Origin of the sequence: Streptomyces sp. NPDC100445 (assembly GCF_044759735.1) — a bacterium.
In the GTDB taxonomy this organism is placed as follows: domain Bacteria; phylum Actinomycetota; class Actinomycetes; order Streptomycetales; family Streptomycetaceae; genus Streptomyces.
The window spans coordinates 187,946-208,328 of the sequence record NZ_JBIVZV010000013.1; the positions used below are offsets into that span (position 1 = coordinate 187,946).

At 73.4% G+C, this 20,383-nt stretch carries 18 protein-coding genes and 1 riboswitch; of the genes, 9 read left to right on the forward strand and 9 right to left on the reverse strand.

Going from position 1 to position 20,383, the window contains the following annotated elements; genetic code table 11:
• Position 1 precedes the first annotated feature (1 nt).
• The 4 genes from ACIQVT_RS28245 to ACIQVT_RS28260 are packed head-to-tail and all read right to left on the reverse strand — an operon-like array spanning position 2 to position 3,328.
• Positions 2–970, reverse strand: a complete 969-nt coding sequence (locus ACIQVT_RS28245) for an NADH-quinone oxidoreductase subunit H (RefSeq protein WP_403759915.1) — start codon at positions 968–970, stop codon at positions 2–4.
• A complete protein-coding gene (locus ACIQVT_RS28250; protein ID WP_403759918.1) occupies positions 967–2,310 on the reverse strand; it encodes an NADH-quinone oxidoreductase subunit C in 1,344 nt (447 codons plus the stop codon). Before ACIQVT_RS28250 ends, ACIQVT_RS28245 begins: the two co-directional genes overlap by 4 nt.
• Positions 2,307–2,918 (reverse strand): NADH-quinone oxidoreductase subunit B, encoded by a 612-nt coding sequence (locus tag ACIQVT_RS28255; RefSeq protein ID WP_403759923.1) that lies wholly within the window; start codon positions 2,916–2,918, stop codon positions 2,307–2,309. The genes ACIQVT_RS28250 and ACIQVT_RS28255 overlap by 4 nt, the downstream gene beginning before the upstream one ends.
• Entirely contained in the window at positions 2,909–3,328 is a 420-nt protein-coding gene (locus tag ACIQVT_RS28260) for an NADH-quinone oxidoreductase subunit A (RefSeq protein ID WP_403759926.1), read from the reverse strand. The genes ACIQVT_RS28255 and ACIQVT_RS28260 overlap by 10 nt, the downstream gene beginning before the upstream one ends.
• Before the next feature lie 229 nt (positions 3,329–3,557).
• Here ACIQVT_RS28260 and ACIQVT_RS28265 point away from each other — a divergent pair, with 229 nt between their 5' ends.
• From ACIQVT_RS28265 to ACIQVT_RS28285, 5 genes are all read left to right on the forward strand, one after another.
• Positions 3,558–4,766 (forward strand): sensor histidine kinase, encoded by a 1,209-nt coding sequence (locus ACIQVT_RS28265; protein WP_403759929.1) that lies wholly within the window; start codon positions 3,558–3,560, stop codon positions 4,764–4,766.
• A 952-nt stretch (positions 4,767–5,718) separates the two neighbouring features.
• On the forward strand, positions 5,719–7,062 hold the full coding sequence (locus tag ACIQVT_RS28270; RefSeq protein ID WP_403760260.1) for a sensor histidine kinase: 1,344 nt from the start codon (positions 5,719–5,721) through the stop codon (positions 7,060–7,062).
• 152 nt (positions 7,063–7,214) lie between these two features.
• The gene (locus ACIQVT_RS28275; protein ID WP_403759932.1) at positions 7,215–7,886 is read left to right on the forward strand and encodes a LuxR C-terminal-related transcriptional regulator; all 672 of its coding nucleotides are present in this window, start codon (positions 7,215–7,217) and stop codon (positions 7,884–7,886) included.
• Between the two features lie 398 nt (positions 7,887–8,284).
• A complete protein-coding gene (locus ACIQVT_RS28280) occupies positions 8,285–10,216 on the forward strand; it encodes a 2-oxoacid:acceptor oxidoreductase subunit alpha (RefSeq protein ID WP_403759935.1) in 1,932 nt (643 codons plus the stop codon).
• Positions 10,209–11,270, forward strand: coding sequence for a 2-oxoacid:ferredoxin oxidoreductase subunit beta (locus ACIQVT_RS28285; RefSeq protein WP_403759938.1), 1,062 nt, complete (start codon positions 10,209–10,211; stop codon positions 11,268–11,270). Before ACIQVT_RS28280 ends, ACIQVT_RS28285 begins: the two co-directional genes overlap by 8 nt.
• A gap of 41 nt (positions 11,271–11,311) precedes the next feature.
• Here the strand turns inward: ACIQVT_RS28285 and ACIQVT_RS28290 are convergent, their stop codons facing one another.
• Positions 11,312–11,722, reverse strand: a complete 411-nt coding sequence (locus ACIQVT_RS28290; RefSeq protein ID WP_403759941.1) for a winged helix-turn-helix transcriptional regulator — start codon at positions 11,720–11,722, stop codon at positions 11,312–11,314.
• A gap of 117 nt (positions 11,723–11,839) precedes the next feature.
• Here ACIQVT_RS28290 and ACIQVT_RS28295 point away from each other — a divergent pair, with 117 nt between their 5' ends.
• Both ACIQVT_RS28295 and rarD read left to right on the forward strand, forming a co-directional pair.
• Complete coding sequence (locus ACIQVT_RS28295) at positions 11,840–12,694, forward strand: SDR family oxidoreductase (protein WP_403759946.1); 855 nt, start codon at positions 11,840–11,842, stop codon at positions 12,692–12,694.
• Positions 12,695–12,822: 128 nt separating this feature from the next.
• Positions 12,823–13,815 (forward strand): EamA family transporter RarD, encoded by a 993-nt coding sequence (gene rarD / locus ACIQVT_RS28300; RefSeq protein ID WP_403759949.1) that lies wholly within the window; start codon positions 12,823–12,825, stop codon positions 13,813–13,815.
• Between the two features lie 46 nt (positions 13,816–13,861).
• Here the strand turns inward: rarD and ACIQVT_RS28305 are convergent, their stop codons facing one another.
• The gene (locus ACIQVT_RS28305; RefSeq protein WP_403759952.1) at positions 13,862–14,878 is read right to left on the reverse strand and encodes a hypothetical protein; all 1,017 of its coding nucleotides are present in this window, start codon (positions 14,876–14,878) and stop codon (positions 13,862–13,864) included.
• A 191-nt stretch (positions 14,879–15,069) separates the two neighbouring features.
• Between ACIQVT_RS28305 and ACIQVT_RS28310 the strand changes: the two genes are divergently transcribed.
• On the forward strand, positions 15,070–15,663 hold the full coding sequence (locus ACIQVT_RS28310; protein WP_403759955.1) for a flavodoxin family protein: 594 nt from the start codon (positions 15,070–15,072) through the stop codon (positions 15,661–15,663).
• Positions 15,664–15,703: 40 nt separating this feature from the next.
• On the opposite strand, the gene ACIQVT_RS28315 is transcribed toward ACIQVT_RS28310, so the two are convergent.
• Both ACIQVT_RS28315 and ACIQVT_RS28320 read right to left on the reverse strand, forming a co-directional pair.
• Positions 15,704–16,945 carry an outer membrane lipoprotein carrier protein LolA gene (locus ACIQVT_RS28315; protein WP_403759958.1) on the reverse strand — a complete coding sequence of 414 codons (1,242 nt, stop codon included), beginning with the start codon at positions 16,943–16,945 and terminating at the stop codon, positions 15,704–15,706.
• A gap of 246 nt (positions 16,946–17,191) precedes the next feature.
• Positions 17,192–18,202 (reverse strand): polyprenyl synthetase family protein, encoded by a 1,011-nt coding sequence (locus ACIQVT_RS28320; protein ID WP_403759961.1) that lies wholly within the window; start codon positions 18,200–18,202, stop codon positions 17,192–17,194.
• Positions 18,203–18,793: 591 nt separating this feature from the next.
• A riboswitch (cyclic di-AMP (ydaO/yuaA leader) is annotated at positions 18,794–18,974 on the forward strand.
• A 5-nt stretch (positions 18,975–18,979) separates the two neighbouring features.
• Between ACIQVT_RS28320 and ACIQVT_RS28325 the strand changes: the two genes are divergently transcribed.
• Positions 18,980–19,471, forward strand: coding sequence for a transglycosylase SLT domain-containing protein (locus tag ACIQVT_RS28325; protein WP_403759964.1), 492 nt, complete (start codon positions 18,980–18,982; stop codon positions 19,469–19,471).
• Between the two features lie 60 nt (positions 19,472–19,531).
• Here ACIQVT_RS28325 and ACIQVT_RS28330 read toward each other — a convergent pair whose 3' ends face one another.
• A complete protein-coding gene (locus tag ACIQVT_RS28330) occupies positions 19,532–20,344 on the reverse strand; it encodes an HAD family hydrolase (RefSeq protein WP_403759966.1) in 813 nt (270 codons plus the stop codon).
• Positions 20,345–20,383 lie beyond the last annotated feature (39 nt).

Genomic DNA, 20,383 nt, shown 5'->3' on the forward strand with positions numbered 1-20,383 from the left:
GTTAGCCGATCACCACCTTGACGACGCCGGTGAGGGCGATCTGGGCGAGGGACAGGGGGACGAGGAGGGTCCAGGAGAGCTTCTGGAGCTGGTCCTCGCGCAGCCGCGGGTAGGTGACGCGGAGCCAGATGACCACGAAGGCGAGGAGCGCGGTCTTCAGCAGGGTCCAGACCCAGCCGAGGCCGTCGGCGTCCCAGGGGCCGTGCCAGCCGCCCAGGAAGAGGACGGTGGTCAGGGCGCACAGGACGACGATGCCGGCGTACTCGGCGAGCAGGAACAGGGCGAAGCGCAGGCCGGTGTACTCGGTGTACGCGCCGAAGATGATCTCCGAGTCGGCGACGGGCATGTCGAACGGCGGGCGCTGGAGTTCGGCGAGCCCGGCGACGAAGAAGACGACCGCGCCGACGATCTGCCAGGGCACCCACCACCAGTGGAAGGCGTCCAGGATGCCCGGCAGCGAGACGGTGCCGGCCGCCATCGTGACCGAGGCCGCCGCCAGCAGCATCGGCAGTTCGTAGGCGAGCAACTGGGCGGCGGTGCGCAGGCCGCCGAGCAGGGAGAATTTGTTCGCGCTGGCCCAGCCCGCCATCAGCGAGCCGAGCACGCCGACGCCCATCACCGCGAGCACGAAGAAGACGCCCGCGTCCACGACCTGGCCGACGGCGCCCTCGCCCGGACCGATCGGGACGGCGACCAGCACGAGGAGGTACGGCAGCAGGGCCACTGCGGGGGCGAGCTGGAAGACGCGGCGGTCGGCACCCGCCGGGACCACGTCCTCCTTCTGCGCGAACTTCACGCCGTCGGCGATCAGCTGGGCCCAGCCGTGGAAGCCGCCCGCGTACATGGGTCCCAGGCGGCCCTGCATGTGGGCCATCACCTTGTGCTCGGTCTGGCCGATGATCAGGGGGAAGGTGAGGAAGACGACGAAGACGACCAGAAGTCGCAGGGCGACGTCCGACGCGCCGGTCACTGCGGGCCTCCTGTGGGGTGGTCGGGGGTGTGCGGGTCGTCGGGGGTGCCGCGGGTGGCGGGGCTCTCGGGGTCCGCGGGGTCTCGGGGCTTGTCGGCGGGCGGCTCCGGATTGCGCTCCGGGGTCGGCTGCGGCTGCGGGTCCGGCTTCTCCTCCGGGGTCGGCTGCGGCTGCGGGTCCGGTTTCCGCTCCGGGTCCGGCTGCGGCTGCGGGTCCGGGGTGTGGTCGGGTTCGGTGGTCTGTGCGGGCTCGTCGAACGCCGGGCGGGCGTGGTGCCAGGGCGCGTCCGCGCTGCGCGGGGCGGCGGCGGGGCGGGCCGCGGGGTCCGGTTCCGCCGGGGGCGGGGTCGGCTCCGGGCGTGCTGGTCCCGGGGCCTGGGCACGCTGCGTCGCCGAGCCCTCCGAGGCGCTGCGGGCGCGGCGCGGCCGTGCGGACGGCGGCGACGGTGGGGCCGGGGGTGACGGCGACGGAGAGGGTGACGGGCCGGGCTCGTAGGCCACCGAGGCTTCGTCGGCCGGTCCTTCCGCCGGGGTCCGCGCTGCCGCCCGGGTGGCGTCGCCCTGGGCAGCGGCCTCCTTGCGCGTCGCCGCGTCCCCGGCCCGTGCCGCCCGCGCCGGCGCCGACTCTTCGGGCCTCGTCACCTGTTCGGCCTGGCTGGCCGATCCCTCCGACGCCGAACGGGTGCGCCGGGGCGGGCGTTCGCCGGCGGCGCGGGCCGGGCGCTCCGCCGGGCGGCCCGCCGCGCGGGCCGGACGCGCCGGGGCAGGGGGGAGCTGGCCCTTGAGGGGGCCCCACTCGTTCGGGTCGGGGACGCCCGGGGGCAGCATCTGGCGCCGTTTGGGACCGCCGTGGTCGGACTCGCCGGGTTCCTTCGCGCCGGGCCAGGCCTTGGCGACGCGGGCGGCGAGCACGAAGTCCTTGCGGAGCGGGTGGCCCTCGAAGTTCTCGGGGAGCAGCAGGTGGTCGAGGCCGGGGTGGCCCTCGAAGACGACCCCGAACATCTCGTGGGTCTCGCGCTCGTGCCAGGCGGCGCCCGCGTAGACGCCGATCGCGGAGGGGAGGGCGGGTGCGTCGTGCGGGACCGTGGTGCGCACGAGGAGACGGCGGACCGGGGCCAGGGCGACGACGTGGGCGGCGACGCGGAAGCCGGTGCCGGGTTCGTCGACCGCGCTGAGCCAGTCGAAGTAGGTGCACGACAGCGCCGTACGGGCCGTCTCCAGGGCGATGAGCCAGGAGGAGGGCGGCACGTCGACGGTGAGGAGGTCGTACGACTCCTCGGCGGTGGCGTCCGGGCCGAAGAGTTCCGTGACGGGGGCGGGCAGCCAGCCGGACGTGCTCATGCGGTGTCCCCCTCGGCGGCCGGGGCCGGGGGCCGCACCAGGTCGCTCTGGAGGGCGGTGGCCGACGGCCGGGCGGACCCGGTGCCGTACCGCTCCCCCAGCGACTCGCGGGCGATCTTCTCCTGGAGCTTGAGGATGCCCTGGAGCAGCGCCTCGGGGCGGGGCGGGCAGCCGGGGACGTAGACGTCCACGGGGATGATCTGGTCGACGCCCTTGGTGACGGAGTAGGAGTCCCAGTAGGGGCCGCCGCAGTTGGAGCAGGCGCCGAAGGAGATGACGTACTTCGGCTCGGGCATCTGCTCGTACAGGCGCTTGACGGCGGGGGCCATCTTGTCCGTGACCGTGCCGGAGACGACCATCAGGTCGGCCTGGCGGGGGCCCGGCGCGAAGGGGATGACACCGAGGCGGATGAAGTCGTGGCGGGCCATCGACGCGGCGATGAACTCGATCGCGCAGCAGGCGAGGCCGAAGTTGAACACCCAGAGCGAGTAGCGGCGGCCCCAGTTCAGGACGACCTTCATCGGTTCGGGGGCGAGCCGGGCGAGCGAGCCGAGCCGCTTCGGCTCGGGCAGCGGCACGGGTTCCGGGACGGTCGGGTTCACGTCCATGTCAGGACGCCCTTCTTGTATGCGTACAGCAGGCCCACGGCGAGGAAGCCGAGGAAGACGAACATCTCCACGAGGGTCGTCGCGCCGTAGCCGGGGGCGGCGAAGACCGTCGCCCAGGGGAACAGGAAGACCGAGTCGACCGCGAAGATCACGTAGAGGAAGGCGTAGACGTAGTAGCGGACCTGGGTGTGGGCCCAGCCCTCGCCGACGGGGTCGACGCCGCACTCGTAGGTGAGCAGTTTCTCCGGTGTCGGCACCACCGGGCGCAGCAGGCGGCCCGCCCCGAAGGCGACCGCGACGAACAGCACGCCGACGAGGGCGAGCAGTCCGACCACCGAGTAGGACCGGAAGTAGCCGGCCGCGACGACGTGCGCCGCGGCGGCCGTCGAGTCCCCCAACGTCTCCCGCACGTCCGTCCCTCGCTCCCTGACCTCGTGACCTCGTGACCTGAGTGAATCCTGTGGCGCGACATGATTCGAGGATCTGTACGCACGGGAGTCTAGGCCCTGATAAAGACACGGTAAGCAGCCCGTCACGGCCTGGGACGGCCGGAGGCGGTGGGGGTGGGGATTTCCCCCGGCGGCGGAGGGCGGCGTACCGCATGGCGTGAGCGGCGGCCCGCACGGCAGGCTGGCCACCATGACCGCTCCCAGCCCCGCCGTCGGCCGGACCGACGGCACCGACCCGCGTGACCGGCGCGACGGCCTCGACCGTCCGCCCCGGCCCCGGCCCGCCTACGAGGCGCAGACCTGGAAGGAGATCGCGTACCTCCTGCTGAACCTGCCGGTGGCGGTGTTCGGGTTCGCGTACGCGATCACGGTGCTGGTGGCCGGCAGCGCCCTCACCGTCACCGTGATCGGCCTCCCGTTGCTGGCACTGAGCCTGCTCGGCGCCCGGCAACTGGGCAAGCTGGAGCGGGCCCGGGCCCGGAGACTGCTCGGGGTACGGGTGGAGGAGCCGACACCGCTGCCGCTGTCCCGGGGCGGGGGGCCGGTGCAGCGGCTGTGGCTGGCGCTGAAGGACCCGGTGGGCTGGCGGACGCTGCTCTACGACGCGATCCGGCTGCCCTGGGGCATCGTCACCTTCTGCACCGTGCTCGTCTCGCTGTTCGTGTTGTGGCCGGTGCTGCCGTACCTGGCGCGATTCCTCACCGACATCGACCGGGTGATGGTGCGCGGACTGCTGTCGCCGTCGGACGAGTTGGAGCGCCGGATCGCCGAACTGGAGTCCGGTCGCGGGACTGTCGTCGACACGGCGGCGGCCGACCTGCGGCGCATCGAGCGGGACCTGCACGACGGTGCCCAGGCGCGGCTGGTCAACCTGGCCATGGGGCTCGGCCTGGCGAAGGAGAAGCTGCTGGAGGACCCGGACACGGCGGCCTCGATGGTGGCGGAGGCGCACGGCGAGGTGAAGCTGGCCCTCCAGGAGCTGCGCGACCTGGCCCGGGGCATCCACCCGGCCGTGCTCACCGACCGCGGTCTGGACGCGGCCCTGTCCTCGGTCGCCACCCGCTGCACGGTCCCGGTGAAGGTGACGGTGGACCTGGTGGGCCGTCCCGCGGCCGCCATCGAGGGCATCGCCTACTTCACCGTCTCGGAGCTGCTCCAGAACATCAGCAAGCACAGCCGGGCCCGGACCGCCTCCGTCGACGTGTGGCGGGCCGACGACCGGCTGCTGGTCCAGGTCCGTGACGACGGCGCGGGCGGCGCCCGGCTGGACGCCGGCAGCGGCATGCGGGGCCTGGCGGACCGGCTCGGCGCGGTGGACGGCCTGTTCGTCGTCGACTCCCCGCCCGGCGGCCCGACGGTCATCACCGCGGAACTTCCCTGGCGGGACCGGCACGAGTGACCGGCCGGGCGCCGGGCGGCTCCCCCCGCACACGGGCCCGTGCCGGCGCCACCGCCCGGGACCACCCCGCCCCGCCCCACGTCCACCCGCGGCGCGGACCGGCCCCGACCTGCACCTGCCCGCCCGACGGTTCCTCGCGCGTCCAGGCGCCCGGGGACCCGCCGGGCCACGGCGACGGCCACGCGCGCGTAAGGTCCGCGACGGCCTGACCGGTCCCGGCGCCCCGGCGAGGACGCGCCGTGCGCGGCCGGCCGTACGCCTACACGTATCGGCGAAGGCCGGCCCCATGCACCCGATCGCGGGGCCGCCTCGGCCTGCGCCGGCCCCACCCGATGCCCCCCGCACGGCCCGGCACGCGGCGGAACCCGCCGGGCCATGGCGACGGCCACGCGCGGCGCCTGCGTCGCCCGTCGGGGACGAAGAACCCCGGCCCGTGGGGACAACGCGCCTGCGCGGCCGGCCCGGATGCCGCCGCGTCGGCGAAGGCCGGCCCCCATGCAAGCGAGCGTGCGCCAGCCTCGGCCTGCGCCAGCCCACCCCATGTCCCCCCGCACGTCCAGGTACGCGTGGACCCCGCCGGGCCACAGCGAAGGCCACGCGCGTCGCCCGCGGCTGCCGCCGGCGACACCCCGGCCCCTGGGGGCCGACGCGCGTGCGCGGCCCACCCGTACGCCTCCGCGCATCGGCGAAGGCCGCCCCCGTCCACGCGAGCTCGGACCGGCCTCGGCCTGCGCCGGCCCCACCCGACGCCCCCCACACGTCCAGGTACCCGTGGACCCCGTAGGTGCCGGAGCGGCAGGGACCACCACGGGCGTCGGTGGGCTGACGGCGGGGGTGGGGAAAACCCCCCGGTCGAGAGGCCGACTGACGGCATGGTCCGCCGGGTGTGCGGTGGGTGACTCTGGTGGTGCGGCTGAAGTGCCGCTCGGACGAGGAGAACGGGACGGCATTCATGGCCACGGAGTACGGGCGGGAGTACGGACAGGGGTACGGGCGGGAGCGCCGGACCGGTGGCGGTCACCGGCTGCCCGCCGCGCTGCGGGCGCCCGTCGAGGGGCGTACCTGGCGTGAGCTGGGCTATGTGCTGCTGAGCCTGCCGGTGTCCGTGATGCTGTTCACCTGGACGGTGACGACGGTGGCGGTCGGCGCGGGCCTGCTGGTCACCTTCCTCGGCATCCCGGTGCTGGCGGCGGCGCTCGCGGGCTGCCGGGGCTTCGCCGTGCTGGAGCGGACGCGGGCGCGCGCGCTGCTCGGTCTGGACGTGGCCGGCCCGGAGCCGCTGCGGGTGCGCAAGCCGGGGGTGGCGGCCTGGGTGGGGGCTGTGCTCAAGAGCGGCACCTCCTGGCGGAACGCGCTGTACGCGCTGGTGCAGCTGCCGTGGGCGGTGTTCACCTTCTCGGTGGCGGTGACGTTCTGGACGCTCGGCTGGGCGCTGGTGACGTACCCGCTGTGGTTCTGGGCGTTCCCGGCCTACGCCGGCCAGGGCGGTCTCCAGCTGTACGGCGACGCCCATCACCGCATCTACCTCGACAACCCGTTCGAGATCACGGTGACCGCGCTGGTCGGGCTGGTGTTCACGCTGGTGACGCCGTGGCTCGTCCGGGCGCTGACGACGGTGGACGGGCTGCTGGTGCGCGGGCTGCTCGGGCCGTCGCCGCTGTCGGCGCGGGTGGTGGAGCTGGAGTCGGACCGCGGGACGGTGGTCGACACGGCGGCGGCGGACCTGCGGCGCATCGAGCGGGACCTGCACGACGGCGCCCAGGCGCGGCTGGTGGGACTGGCGATGGACCTGGGGCTGGCGAAGGAGAAGCTGCGGGAGGACCCGCAGGCGGCGGCGCGGATGGTGGAGGAGGCGCACGGCGAGGTGAAGACGGCGCTCCAGGAGCTGCGGGACCTGGCCCGGGGCATCCACCCGGCCGTGCTCACCGACCGCGGTCTGGACGCGGCCCTCTCCTCGGTCGCCTCCCGCTGCACGGTCCCGGTGACGGTGGACGTCGAGCTGCCGGCCCGGCCGGCGGCGGCCATCGAGGGCATCGCCTACTTCACCGTCTCGGAGCTGCTCCAGAACGTCAGCAAGCACAGCCGGGCGCGGACCGCCTCCGTCGACGTATGGCGGGCGGAGGACCGGCTGATGGTGCAGGTGACGGACGACGGCGTGGGCGGTGCCGGGCCGGCCGGCGGTTCGGGACTGGCGGGGCTGGCGGCGCGCCTGGACGCGGTGGACGGCGTCCTGGTCGTCGACTCCCCGGCGGGCGGCCCCACCCGGGTGATCGCGGAACTGCCCTGGCGGCCGTGACCGCCGGCGCCGCCCCGGTGTTCGGCGAGGACGGGGGCGGTCCGGCGGGAATGCTGGAATGCTGGACCTCCTAGGACGTCACGGACGCACGTCACCGCCGATCACCGCGGCGGGCGTGGGCGCCGGACCGGGGTGTGGGGGGCCGAAGGATCGTGGAGGACAGGGTGCGCGTGGTCATCGCCGAGGACTCGGTGCTGCTCAGAGAGGGCCTGACCCGGTTGCTGACCGACCGCGGGCACGAGGTGGTGGCCGGTGTCGGGGACGCGGACGCGCTGGTGAAGACCATCTCCGCGCTGGACGAGCGGGGGCAGCTGCCGGACGTGGTGGTGGCCGACGTACGGATGCCGCCGACGCACACCGACGAGGGGGTGCGGGCGGCGGTACTGCTGCGCCGGCTGCACCCTGATCTCGGGGTGCTGGTGCTGTCGCAGTACGTGGAGGAGCGGTACGCCACCGAGCTGCTGGCCGGATCCAGCCGTGGGGTGGGCTATCTGCTGAAGGACCGGGTGGCGGACGTACGGGAGTTCGTGGACGCGGTGGTGCGGGTCGCGGAGGGCGGCACGGCGCTGGACCCGGAGGTGGTCGCGCAGCTGCTGGGCCGCAGCCGCAAGCAGGACGTGCTGGTGGGGCTGACCCCGCGGGAGCGGGAGGTGCTCGGGCTGATGGCGGAGGGGCGGACGAACTCGGCGATCGCCCGGCAGCTGGTGGTCAGTGATGGGGCCGTGGAGAAGCACGTCAGCAACATCTTCCTGAAGCTCGGTCTGGCTCCGAGCGTCGGGGACCACCGTCGGGTTCTGGCCGTTCTCACCTATCTGAACTCCTGAGCCGAGGGCCCGGCCCCGTCGCCGTGGCGTCCGCCGTCAGCGCGGCGTCAGCGTGCCGTCAGTCCGCCCGGCTTCCGTTGGGGGCGGACGTCCGGCGGGAGGGGCCGGACCGAGGCCCGGCGCGCTGCCCGGGAACGCGCGGCCGGACGGCGTCCCGGTTCGGGAGCCGCGCGGCCGGGCGAGGGGCCCGGCGGAGAACCGCGGACGCGCGGGGAGCGCCGCGGCCGGCGGTCCGGTGGTGCGGGACATGATGTGACCCAGCGTGACAGGCCGTCTCGAAATGTCGTCCGATCCGCGGAAGACCTCGGGAAGGCTGCCCTAACCGACGTAGGGTTGATCCGGGATGGTCCGTGGGACGACCGTGCCCCGGACAGCCGCCTCGAAGGAGGTCCAGTTCAGTGACCAGCCAGGTCAGCAGCCCAGCGGAGCAGGCCGACGACGGATCGGTCGTGGGAGAACAGCGCAGACGGGGCGGCGCCAAGGACGTGCGGCGCCTCGACCGGGTCATCATCCGGTTCGCGGGGGACTCGGGTGACGGCATGCAGCTCACCGGCGACCGGTTCACCTCCGAGACCGCCACCTTCGGCAACGACCTCTCCACCCTGCCGAACTTCCCCGCCGAGATCCGTGCCCCCGCCGGCACCCTGCCGGGTGTCTCGTCCTTCCAGCTGCACTTCGCCGACCACGACATCCTCACCCCCGGTGACGCGCCGAACGTCCTGGTCGCGATGAACCCGGCCGCGCTGAAAGCCAACATCGGCGACCTGCCGCGCGGCGCCGAGATCATCGTCAACACCGACGAGTTCACCAAGCGGGCCCTCCAGAAGGTCGGGTACGCCGGCTCTCCGCTGGAGGACGGCTCGCTCGACGGCTACAGCCTCCATCCGGTGCCGCTGACCACGCTCACGGTCGAGGCGCTGAAGGAGTTCGACCTCTCCCGCAAGGAGGCCGAGCGCAGCAAGAACATGTTCGCGCTGGGCCTGCTGAGCTGGATGTACCACCGGCCCACCGAGGGCACCGAGGCGTTCCTGCGCAGCAAGTTCGCGAAGAAGCCGGACATCGCCGCCGCCAACATCGCCGCGTTCCGGGCCGGCTGGAACTTCGGCGAGACGACGGAGGACTTCGCGGTCTCCTACGAGGTCGCGCCGGCCTCCCGGGCCTTCCCGGTCGGCACCTACCGGAACATCTCCGGGAACCTGGCCCTGGCCTACGGGCTGATCACCGCCTCGCGCCAGGCGGACCTGCCGCTGTTCCTGGGGTCGTACCCGATCACGCCGGCCTCGGACATCCTGCACGAGCTGAGCCGGCACAAGAATTTCGGCGTGCGCACCTTCCAGGCCGAGGACGAGATCGCGGGCATCGGCGCGGCGCTGGGCGCGGCGTTCGGCGGTTCACTGGCGGTGACGACGACGTCGGGGCCGGGTGTGGCACTGAAGTCGGAGACGATCGGTCTCGCGGTCTCGCTGGAACTGCCGCTGCTGGTCGTCGACATCCAGCGCGGTGGTCCGTCGACGGGCCTGCCGACCAAGACCGAGCAGGCCGACCTGCTCCAGGCGATGTACGGCCGCAACGGCGAGGCGCCGGTGCCGGTGGTCGCGCCGAGGACCCCGGCGGACTGTTTCGACGCCGCCGTGGAGGCGGCCCGGATCGCGCTGACGTACCGCACGCCGGTGATGCTCCTGTCGGACGGCTACCTGGCCAACGGCTCCGAGCCGTGGCGCATCCCCGAGGTGGACGAGCTGCCCGACCTGCGGGTGCGGTTCGCCTCCGGCCCCAACCACACGCTGGAGGACGGCACGGAGGTCTTCTGGCCCTACAAGCGGGACCCGCGGACCCTGGCCCGGCCCTGGGCGGTGCCGGGAACTCCGGGCCTGGAGCACCGGATCGGCGGCATCGAGAAGCAGGACGGCACGGGCAACATCTCCTACGACCCCGCCAACCACGACTTCATGGTCCGCACCCGGCAGGCGAAGATCGACCGCATCGACGTCCCCGACGTGGAGGTCGACGACCCGCACGGCGCCCGGACCCTGGTCCTCGGCTGGGGTTCCACCTACGGGCCGATCACGGCGGCGGTACGGCGGCTGCGGACGGCCGGCGAGCCGATCGCGCAGGCCCATCTGCGCCACCTCAACCCCTTCCCCCGCAACCTCGGCACGGTGCTGAAGAGCTACGACAAGGTGGTGATCCCCGAGATGAACCTCGGTCAGCTCGCCACTCTCGTCCGGGCCAGATACCTGGTCGACGCCCACTCCTACAACCAGGTCAACGGCATGCCGTTCAAGGCGGAGCAGCTCGCCGCGGCACTGAAGGAGGCCATCGATGACTGACGCCGCCCACGGGCTGCTGCACCTGGTCCCCCGGGCCGAGGCCAAGCAGTCGATGAAGGACTTCAAGTCGGACCAGGAGGTGCGCTGGTGCCCGGGCTGCGGTGACTACGCGATCCTCGCCGCCGTGCAGGGCTTCATGCCGGAGCTGGGCCTGGCGCGCGAGAACATCGTCTTCGTCTCCGGCATCGGCTGTTCCTCCCGCTTCCCGTACTACATGAACACCTACGGGATGCACTCCATCCACGGCCGCGCCCCCGCCATCGCGACCGGCTTGGCCGCCTCCCGCCGGGACCTGTCGGTGTGGGTCGTCACCGGTGACGGCGACGCGCTGTCCATCGGCGGCAACCACCTGATCCACGCCCTGCGCCGCAACGTCAACCTGAAGATCCTGCTGTTCAACAACCGGATCTACGGGCTGACCAAGGGCCAGTACTCGCCGACCTCCGAGGTCGGCAAGGTCACCAAGTCGACGCCGATGGGCTCGCTCGACGCGCCCTTCAACCCCGTCTCCCTCGCCGTCGGCGCCGAGGCGTCGTTCGTGGCCCGCACGATCGACTCCGACCGCAAGCACCTGACGGAGGTCCTCCGGCAGGCCGCCGCCCATCCGGGCACCGCGCTGATCGAGATCTACCAGAACTGCAACATCTTCAACGACGGCGCCTTCGACGCCCTGAAGGACAAGCAGCGGGCCGAGGACGCGCTGATCCGGCTGGAGCACGGGCAGCCGATCCGCTTCGGCGCGGACGGGGCCCAGGGTGTCGTACGGGACCGGGCCACCGGGGACCTGAGGGTGGTCGCCGTGACCGCGGAGAACGAGGCGGACATCCTCGTCCACGACGCCCACGCGGCCTCCCCGACCACCGCGTTCGCCCTGTCCCGGCTGGCCGACCCGGACACCCTGCACCACACTCCGATCGGCGTGTTCCGCTCGGTCGAACGGCCGGTGTACGACACCCAGATGGCCGACCAGCTCGACACGGCCGTCGAACAGCACGGCAAGGGCGACCTCGCCGCGCTGCTGGCCGGCGGCGACACCTGGACGGTCGTCGGCTGACCTGCTGGACCCGGCGGTCCGCCGGTTCACGAGGCCCGGGGCTACGTGCCCCGGGCCTCGTCGTCCGTGCGGTGGCGTTCGTCGTAGGCGCGGCGGGCGCGTTCCACCTCGTCCATGCGGTCCCGCGTCCACCCGGCGAGGGCGCGCACCTGTTCCGCCGCCTCGCGGCCGAGGCCGGTGAGCGAGTAGTCGACGCGGGGCGGGATGACCGGCCTCGCGTCGCGGTGCACCACGCCGTCGCGTTCCAGGGTCCGCAGGGTCTGGGCGAGCATCTTCTCGCTGACCTCGCGGCCGCCGTCCCGGCCGAGCCTGCGGCGCAGCTCGCTGAAGCGGTGCGGCCGCTCGAGCAGGGCGACGAGGACGAGGACGCCCCAGCGGCTGGTGACGTGTTCCAGGACGAGCCGGTGGGGGCAGAGCGCCTCGGCGTCGACGGCCCGCTTGCTCACTGTCATGCCAGTACCTTACTTCAAAGTGTGTACTTTCCTTTCGTTAGCGCCGCCCCTACGGTGAGTGTCACAGCGGCATACGAGAACCCCGAAAGACCCTGAAGACCCGTAGGAGTGCGCACCATGAGCATCGTCGTCACCGGAGCCACCGGCCACCTCGGCCGTCACGTCATCGAGCAGCTCCTGGAGAAGGTGCCCGCCGAACAGATCACCGCCGTCGTGCGCGACCGGGCGAAGGGCGCCGACCTCGCGGCCCGGGGCGTGCGCCCGGTCGTCGCCGACTACAACGCGCCCGAGACCTTCGACGGCCTGTTCGCCCCGGGTGACAAGGTGCTGCTGATCTCGGGCAACGAGTTCGACAAGGGCCGGGCGGGCCAGCACCGCGTGGTCATCGACGCCGCTCGGGCCGCCGGGGTCGCGCTGCTCGCCTACACCAGCGCCCCGGGCACCCTGACGGCCGCGCTGGCCGACGACCACCGGGCCACCGAGGAGACGCTGCTCGCCTCCGGCCTGCCCTACACCCTGCTGCGCAACGGCTGGTACCACGAGAACTACACCGAGCACCTGGCCCCGGTCCTGGAGCACGGGGCGGTCGTCGCCGCCGCCGGTGACGGCCGGGTCTCCTCGGCCGCCCGCGCCGACTACGCCGCCGCCGCGGTCGCGGTGCTGACCGGCGAGGGACACGAGAACACGACGTACGAGCTGGGCGGCGACGAGGCGTGGAGCTTCGCCGAGTACGCGGCCGAGCTGAGCCGGCAGACCGGCCGGGAGATCGGCTACACCCCGGTCACCGTCGAGGCGCTCACCGGCATCCTGACCGGTGCCGGGCTGCCCGCGCCGCTGGCCGCGGTCCTGGCCGGGGTGGACGCCTCGATCGAGAAGGGCGAACTGGTCGTCTCCTCCGGCGACCTGTCCCGGCTCATCGGCCGGCCGGCCACCCCGCTCGCCGCGGCCGTCACCGCCGCCCTCGGGAACTGACGGGGGCCGTCCCCACCACCTCCCGGACTGTCATGACCGTATGGCGATACGGGCATGACATCCGGGGGTGGGCGGCGCTACCTTCGTCTCGCGCGCGCACGACGGGTGCGCGGGCGGAAGGAGGGGACGTGGCCGGGACGTCCGAGGGTGAGCACCGCACAGGCCTGCTGAACGGCTTCGCCGCCTACGGGATGTGGGGGCTGGTGCCCCTCTTCTGGCCCCTGCTCAAACCGGCCGGGGCCACGGAGATCCTCGCCCACCGCATGGTGTGGTCCCTGGTCTTCGTCGGCGTCGCCCTGCTCTTCGTCCGCCGCTGGGCCTGGGCCGGCGAGCTGCTGCGCCGCCCCCGCCGGCTCGGCCTCATCACCGTGGCGGCCGCCGTCATCACCGTGAACTGGGGCGTCTACATCTGGGCGGTCAACGCCGGCCACGTCGTGGAGGCCTCGCTCGGCTACTTCATCAACCCGCTGGTCACCATCGCGATAGGCGTGCTCCTCCTCAAGGAACGGCTGCGGCCCGTGCAGTGGGCGGCGGTGGGGGTCGGTCTGGCCGCCGTCGTCGTGCTGACCGTCGGCTACGGCCGTCCGCCGTGGATCTCCCTCTGCCTCGCCTTCTCCTTCGCCACCTACGGGCTGGTGAAGAAGAAGGTCGGCCTGGGCGGCGTCGAGTCGCTGGCCGCGGAGACCGCGGTCCTGTTCGTCCCGGCGCTCGGCTACCTGCTGTGGCTGATCGCGCGCGGCGAATGCACCTTCGTGACCGGGGGCACGGGTCACGCCGCGCTGCTCGCCTCGACCGGCGTCGTCACCGCGCTCCCCCTGGTCTGCTTCGGCGCGGCGGCGATCCGGGTGCCCCTGTCGACGCTGGGCCTGTTGCAGTACCTGGCCCCCGTCTTCCAGTTCCTGCTCGGCATCCTGTACTTCCACGAGGCCATGCCGGCCGAGCGGTGGGCCGGGTTCGCGCTGGTCTGGCTGGCGCTGGTCCTGCTCACGGGTGACGCGCTGCGCACCGCGCGGCGGACGGCCCGGTTCGCCGTGCCGGCACCGGCCGGTGCCGCGCCCGCCGGCCCGTCCGGTGTCCCGCCCGCCGCCCCGGCCCCGGCGTCGGCGCCGGCCGACCTCTGAGCGGTCCCTCCCGTCCGGACGGCCGCCCGGCGGCGCGGCACCGGGGTCACGGACGGGCGGCGCGGGCCGCCCGGTCGGACAGCCGGACCATGCGGGCGCGGGCGGACTCCAGGGGGCCCGGCTCGTCGGCGGCGGGGCCCGGCTCGGTGGTGAGGTCCGTCCACAGGTCGATCAGGTCGCGGCCCAGCCGGAGGCCCTCCTCGGGGTCGCGCACCGCGCGCCAGGCGGTCGCCGCGCTCCGGACGTTGCCGTAGGCTGCCTCCCCGTCGCCGGCCAGGCGGCGCAGCCGGGCGAGTTCCAGGGACAGCCGGAAGGCACGGACCGGGTCGCCCGCCAGGTAGGCGATGTAGGCGGACAGTTCGCGCAGGTGCAGCACCTCGGCGTGGTGGACGCCGAGCACGGCGGTGGCCTCGGCGAGCGTGCGGTCGGCCAGTTCCGCGGCGGTGTCGATCCGGCCCGCCCGTACGGCCTCGTTGATGCGGGTCATCGGCTCGGTGAGCAGCTCCGCGCCCTCGGCGGTCTCGGTCAGCGGCCCGTCGCCGAGCACCTCCTCGGCGACGGCGTCGAACCCACGGGCCGGGGTGTGGACGACGGCGGGGACGACGGCCTCCCGCGACACCCCGAGGACCGCCTCCGCAGGCACGGCGGCGGAGGAGCCGGCGGCTCGCGCGGTCCTCGCGGGGGCCGCGGGGGCGGTGGTGGTGGCCGCCTCCGCGCGTACGGCGGTGGTGGTGCGCGCCGGTGTGCCCGCGCCCGTTCCCGCCGGGGCCTGCACCCGGGCCGGCTCCCCCGTCACCCGGCTGGACCCGTCCGTGGCGACCTCCAGGGGCACCACGCAGCCCGCCCGGTCGTCGCGGATCATGGCGCGTATGGGGGCGCCGACGCTGATGGCCAGGCGCTGGAGGTGGTTCAGGACGGCCTGCTGGATCTCCTCGCCCGGGGCCGCCAGGACCGGGGCCCCGTCCACCGCCGCCTCCCCCGTGCCGAACACCTGGACGGACACCGCCGCCGGGTGCGCCACGGGCTGAAGCGCCCGCTTCTTCTCGAAGCTGACTCGAGCCATCGGTTGCCCCTCACTCCCCAGGCGCCGCGCTCCGGTCGTACGCGTCCCGCCAACCAGTGTGTCGGGTAGGGCGGGTTCCCGCGTCACCGCGACGTCACAGCCTCGCACCAGCCAGACTCTGGTCAAGTTTGCTTGCATGTGCATAAGATGCGCACGACTTGATTCGCTTAACGCATCCATCTGGGGGACCCATGACCCGCCGCTTCCTCTTCGTCCTGGGCAGCGCCCGCGCCGAGGGCAACACCGAGCTGCTGGCCCGCGCGGCGGCCGAGCAGTTGCCCGAGGACGTCGAACGGCGCTGGATACGACTCGCCGACCACCCCCTGCCCGACTTCGAGGACCTGCGCCACGACAGCGACTACGTCCGACCGCCGTCCGACACCCCCGCCGGTGAGCTGCTCGACGCGACGCTCGCGGCGACCGACCTGGTGATCGCCTCACCGCTGTACTGGTACTCGGTGTCCAGCCTCACCAAGCGCTACCTCGACCACTGGTCGGCCTGGCTGCGCGTCCCCGGCGTCGGCTTCAAGGACACCATGGCCGGCCGCACGCTGTGGGGCGTCGCCGCCCTCGCCGCCGACCAGCCGTCGGTCGCCGCCCCCTACATCGGCACGCTCAACAACTCGGCCGCCTATCTGGGGATGCGCTTCGGCGGGGTCCTGCTCGGCAACGGCAGCGCGCCCGGCGACGTACTCGGGGACACCGAGGCGCTGGCGCGCGCCAAGACGTTCTTCGCGCGCGAGGCTCCGCTCGCGCGCTTCCCCCACGAGACGCCGGGCGCCTGAACGTCGCTCCCCCGCTCGGGCGCCCGTCGTCCCCGGACGGTCACTTCGCCGCGTCGGCCGCCTTCACCAGGGCGTCCTTGGTGACCGCGCCGGCGTAGACCCTGCCGTCGTCGGTGATCAGGGCGTTGACCAGTCGGGTGGAGAAGACGGTGCCCTTGCCGAAGGCGCCGGAGGCCGGTTCACCGATCGAGCCGAGGAAGCCGCCCAGGTCACCGCCCTTGGCGCCGGTGGGCAGGCCGCCGTGCGCACCCGTGTCGAAGGTGGCGACGGACGTCCAGCCCTTGCCGAGGACCTCGGCCCCGGACAGCCCCCGGGCGGCTTCCCCGCCCGGCCGCGGGGCGTGCCCGGGAGCACCGTGCCGGGACGTCCCGCCGGCCCGGTCGTGCTCCGGCCGCGCGGACCCGTCCGTGCCCTCGGTGACCTTGGCGCCCTTGGGCGGGGTGAACGCGAAGGTGGAGGCGGCCGGTTCGGCGAAGGAGACCCGGGTGAAGCCGGCGTCGACGACGGCGGCGCCGCCGCCGCTCGGGGTCAGCGTGAACTTCAGCGGCAGGCCCGTCCGCGCGTCCACGGCGATGCTGATCGCGCCGACGGTGGTGCCGGACTGCCGGGGCCGGATCAGCAGCTTGTAGGCGTCGCGCCCGGCGACCTGCGCGGTGCCGTCGACGGTGACGGACGTGGTGTCGTCGACCGACTTCAGGGCCTGCTCGGCGAAGTCCTTCGGCGTGGCCGGCGGCTCGGCGCCGCGGTCCCGGCCGGAGCGGGCCGTGGTGGAGTGGTGGACCTGGTTGCTCTTGCTGTCGTAGCCCCAGACGTCCTTGCCGTCGTGGATGAGGCTGTACTCGGCGCCGCTCTCCACCAGTGACAGCTTCTGCCGGTCGGGGCCGTCGGCGGCGACGCGCAGGGTGTGCGTGCCGGAGACCAGCTCGGTGAGCCTGGCGCGCGGGTCGGCGGAGGAGCCGTCGCCGGAGCCACCGGCCGCCCCGGAGAGCAGCTTGTCCTCCAGGCCGCCGAGTTCGGGCAGGCCGAGGTCGGTGCTGATCTTCACGGTGCCGGACAGCCGCTGCACGTCCGACCTGGCGATCTTCTCGATGAGCTGCTGCGCGCTGATCCTCGGCAGGTCGGGGTCGCCGGAGTCGGCGAGCGCCGGGACGAGCCCGATCGTGGCCGCCGCCACCCCCACCACCGCGACCGGGACGGCGTACCGGGCGGCCTTGCGCCGGCCGGGACGCGGGTCCTCGTCGCGCTCGGCGCCCACTGCGTCGTCGGATGCGTACGGTGCCATGTGTGCCTTACCTCCGTCGTCGGCGGCGGCTGTCCTCACGCTGGTACACCTGAGCCGCCATTCTCACCCGGATCGGTGAGGAGTGGTGATGTCCGTGGTGACCATCTGACCAAATCGGCCGCGCCGAAGCGTCAGCCCTCGGGGCCAACTCCGTGTACGCCTGCGGTATGACATGAGGAGGCGGCATCTCCCCCGACCCGTAGGGGTCGTGCGGGGTGACGCCGCCCGGGAGGGTGCCTCGGCGGTTCAGCCGGCGCGGTGCACCACCGCGTCGCACAGCTCCAGCAGCGCCGCCTTGGCGTCGCACTCCGGCAGCGGCAGCAGCGCGGCCCGCGCCTCCTCCGCGTACCGCACGGTGTCCCGGCGGGCCTGCTCCAGCGCGGGGTGGGCGCGCAGCGCGGTCAGCGCCTCGGCGTGCCGGGCGTCGTCGCTGAGGTCGGAGTCGAGCAGCGCGCACAGGGCGACGTCCTCGGACCGGCCCAGCCGGGCGGCGCGCTCGCGCAGCCGGAGCACGGGGAGGGTGGGGATGCCCTCGCGCAGGTCGGTGCCCGGGGTCTTGCCGGACTCGTGGGAGTCGGAGGCGATGTCCAGGACGTCGTCGGCGAGCTGGAAGGCGACCCCGAGCCGTTCGCCGTACTGGGTGAGGACGTCGACGACCCGCTCGTCGGCGCCGGACATCATCGCGCCGAACCGGCAGGCGACCGCGACCAGGGAGCCCGTCTTGCCGCCGAGCACGTCCAGGTAGTGCTCGACCGGGTCGCGGCCGTCCGAGGGACCCGCGGTCTCCAGGATCTGGCCGGTGACCAGCCGTTCGAACGCGAGGGCCTGCACCCGGACCGCCTCGGGGCCGAGGTCGGCGAGGATCTGGGAGGCGCGGGCGAAGAGGAAGTCGCCGGTGAGGACCGCGACGGAGTTGCCCCAGCGCGTGTTGGCGCTGGCCACGCCGCGCCGCACGGTCGCCTCGTCCATGACGTCGTCGTGGTACAGCGTGGCCAGGTGGGTCAGCTCCACGACCACGGCGGACGGTACGACACCGGGCGCGTAGGGGTCGCCGAACTGCGCCGCGAGCATGACGAGCAGCGGCCGGAACCGCTTCCCGCCGGCCCGTACGAGGTGCTGCGCGGCCTCCGTGATGAACGGGACCTCGCTCTTGGTGGCCTCGAGCAAGCCTTCCTCGACAGCCGTCAATCCGGCCTGGACATCGGCTTCCAGAGCCTGGTCCCGCACGCTCAGCCCGAACGGCCCGACGACGGTCACGAGGGGTCTCCTGTCTGCTGCTGTCTGCTGGCGATCACACGGTTTGTCGATAGGTCGCTGCCCTCACTCAACTCAGCGTATCCGGTCCTCTTTCGATCACCGCTAGCGCCCACCGGTCCAGCCCGGGCGGTATCGGACCAGAACGGGCGCGAGTGTGATCGGATGGTAAGAACGGACATTTATCGACTTAACCGTAATTCGGTTATTCTTTCGTGACCTCTCCGAACTCCGGCCCGCCACCTTTCGGCCACGCCCACCGAGAGGCGGCAATGACGCGGACCCCCACCCCGCCTTCCCCGGCCCGGACCCCCCGGGGTCGAGAATCCGCCGATTCCCTCTTGTCTGTTTTGGAATGATTTGCCATTTCGTGAATTGGGTCACGCGCCCGTTCCGCAGCCCTACCGGGCACGGCCCGCCCGAACCCTTGCGCCGTAGGCGAGTTGAGGATTGGCGACCGCAAAGGATCAAGCACCCCATACGGCGTCGATCAAGGTCAAACGGTGCGATGTGTGAATCCGGCACTTGTTCCCGACATGTGCTCTCGCATACGTTCCCGGCCGTCGGGCGGACGCCTAATCCTGCCGCCGCCCGCATAACCCATCGACGAACCCATTCGTACGGCAGGAGCGGGGGACCCAGGTAAGCCGCCGGTCCGGAACGGCACACGCCGCACCGGGACGGCTAGGGGTGAAGCCGTGCCTCCTCCAGGGCACGGCCGGGCGCCTCCCCGCCCGAACCCGACAGCTCACCTCGCAGGCGACGGAGAGGAACACCCCCATGTCTGCCGCCGCTCAGCCCCGCCGTACCCGCACCAGCCGCCTCGTCCGCGTCCTCACCGCCGCGGGCACCGGCGCCGTCGTCCTCGCCCTGCCGCTCATCGGCGCCACCGGCGCCGCCGCGGCCACCACCACCGCCGCCCCGGCCGCCGCCACCACCCCGGCCGGCTACCCGAACAACCTCGACGGCTGGATCCGCGAGTCGCTCGCGATCATGGCCCAGAAGGGCATCCCGGGCACCTACAACGGCATCTACCGCAACATCATCCGCGAGTCGTCGGGCAACCCGGCCGCCATCAACCTGTGGGACTCCAACGCGGCCGCCGGCATCCCCTCCAAGGGGCTGCTCCAGGTCATCGACCCCACCTTCAAGGCCTACCACGTGGCCGGCACGTCGTTCGACATCTACGACCCGGTCGCGAACATCACCGCCGCGTGCAACTACGCGGCCGCGCGGTACGGCTCGATCGACAACGTCTTCGGCGCGTACTGACCGGCACCGGCGGCCGACGCCGCCGGCCTCCCGGCCCACCCGGTCGGCCGACCCTCCCGGTCAGCCGGCCGGGAACAGTCTCTCGAGGACGACGGCGACGCCGTCGTCCTCGTTGGACGAGGTGACCTCGTCCGCGATGGCCCTCAGTTCGGGGTGGGCACCGGCCATCGCGACGCCGTGGCCCGCCCACCGGAACATCGGGATGTCGTTGGGCATGTCCCCGAACGCGACGGCCCGTTCGGCGGCGACCCCCAGCCGCTCGGCGGCCAGCGCGAGCCCCGTCGCCTTGGTCACCCCGCTCGGCTGGAGCTCCACGGTCCCCGGCCCCGACATCGTGACCGTCGCCAGCGAGCCCACCGCCGCGCGGGCCACGGCCGCCAGCTCGTCGTCGGACAGGACGGGGTGCCGCAGCAGCACCTTGCTGATCGGCGCCCGCCACAGGTCGTCCCGCCGGCCGACCCGCAGCGCGGGCAGCGTCGGACGGGGCATGCGGTAGCCGGGCTCGACGAGCGTGAGCCCATCCACGCCGTCCTGGTCGACCGCCGCGAAGACCTGCCCCACCTCCGCCTCGATCTTGCCGAGCGCGGTCTCCGCCAGTTCCCGGTCCAGCCGGACCGACCACAGCAGGCGGTCGGTCCCGGCGTCGTAGAGCTGCGCGCCCTGCCCGCACACCGCGAGGCCCGCGCGGCCGAGGCCCGCCAGGAGCGGCCGTACCCGCGGCGCCGGCCGGCCCGTCACCACCAGATGCCGGGCGCCGGCCCGCGCCACCCGCGCGAGCGCGGCCACAGACCGGTCGGAGACGGTGTCGTCGTCGCGCAGCAGCGTCCCGTCCAGGTCGGTGGCGATCAGGTCGTACGCGGGGGTGGGTGCCATGATCAGAGAATACGGACCGCCCGGCCCGCCGACTCACCT

Bases quoted from the DNA above. Each gene is read 5' to 3' on its own strand.
- ACIQVT_RS28285 (WP_403759938.1), top strand. From the start codon at position 10,209: ATGACTGACGCCGCCCACGGGCTGCTGCACCTGGTCCCCCGGGCCGAG.
- ACIQVT_RS28305 (WP_403759952.1), bottom strand. From the start codon at position 14,878: ATGGCTCGAGTCAGCTTCGAGAAGAAGCGGGCGCTTCAGCCCGTGGCG.
- ACIQVT_RS28250 (WP_403759918.1), bottom strand. From the start codon at position 2,310: ATGAGCACGTCCGGCTGGCTGCCCGCCCCCGTCACGGAACTCTTCGGC.
- ACIQVT_RS28310 (WP_403759955.1), top strand. From the start codon at position 15,070: ATGACCCGCCGCTTCCTCTTCGTCCTGGGCAGCGCCCGCGCCGAGGGC.
- ACIQVT_RS28255 (WP_403759923.1), bottom strand. From the start codon at position 2,918: ATGGACGTGAACCCGACCGTCCCGGAACCCGTGCCGCTGCCCGAGCCG.
- ACIQVT_RS28265 (WP_403759929.1), top strand. From the start codon at position 3,558: ATGACCGCTCCCAGCCCCGCCGTCGGCCGGACCGACGGCACCGACCCG.
- ACIQVT_RS28290 (WP_403759941.1), bottom strand. From the start codon at position 11,722: ATGACAGTGAGCAAGCGGGCCGTCGACGCCGAGGCGCTCTGCCCCCAC.
- ACIQVT_RS28295 (WP_403759946.1), top strand. From the start codon at position 11,840: ATGAGCATCGTCGTCACCGGAGCCACCGGCCACCTCGGCCGTCACGTC.
- ACIQVT_RS28270 (WP_403760260.1), top strand. From the start codon at position 5,719: ATGGCCACGGAGTACGGGCGGGAGTACGGACAGGGGTACGGGCGGGAG.
- ACIQVT_RS28325 (WP_403759964.1), top strand. From the start codon at position 18,980: ATGTCTGCCGCCGCTCAGCCCCGCCGTACCCGCACCAGCCGCCTCGTC.
- ACIQVT_RS28315 (WP_403759958.1), bottom strand. From the start codon at position 16,945: ATGGCACCGTACGCATCCGACGACGCAGTGGGCGCCGAGCGCGACGAG.
- ACIQVT_RS28330 (WP_403759966.1), bottom strand. From the start codon at position 20,344: ATGGCACCCACCCCCGCGTACGACCTGATCGCCACCGACCTGGACGGG.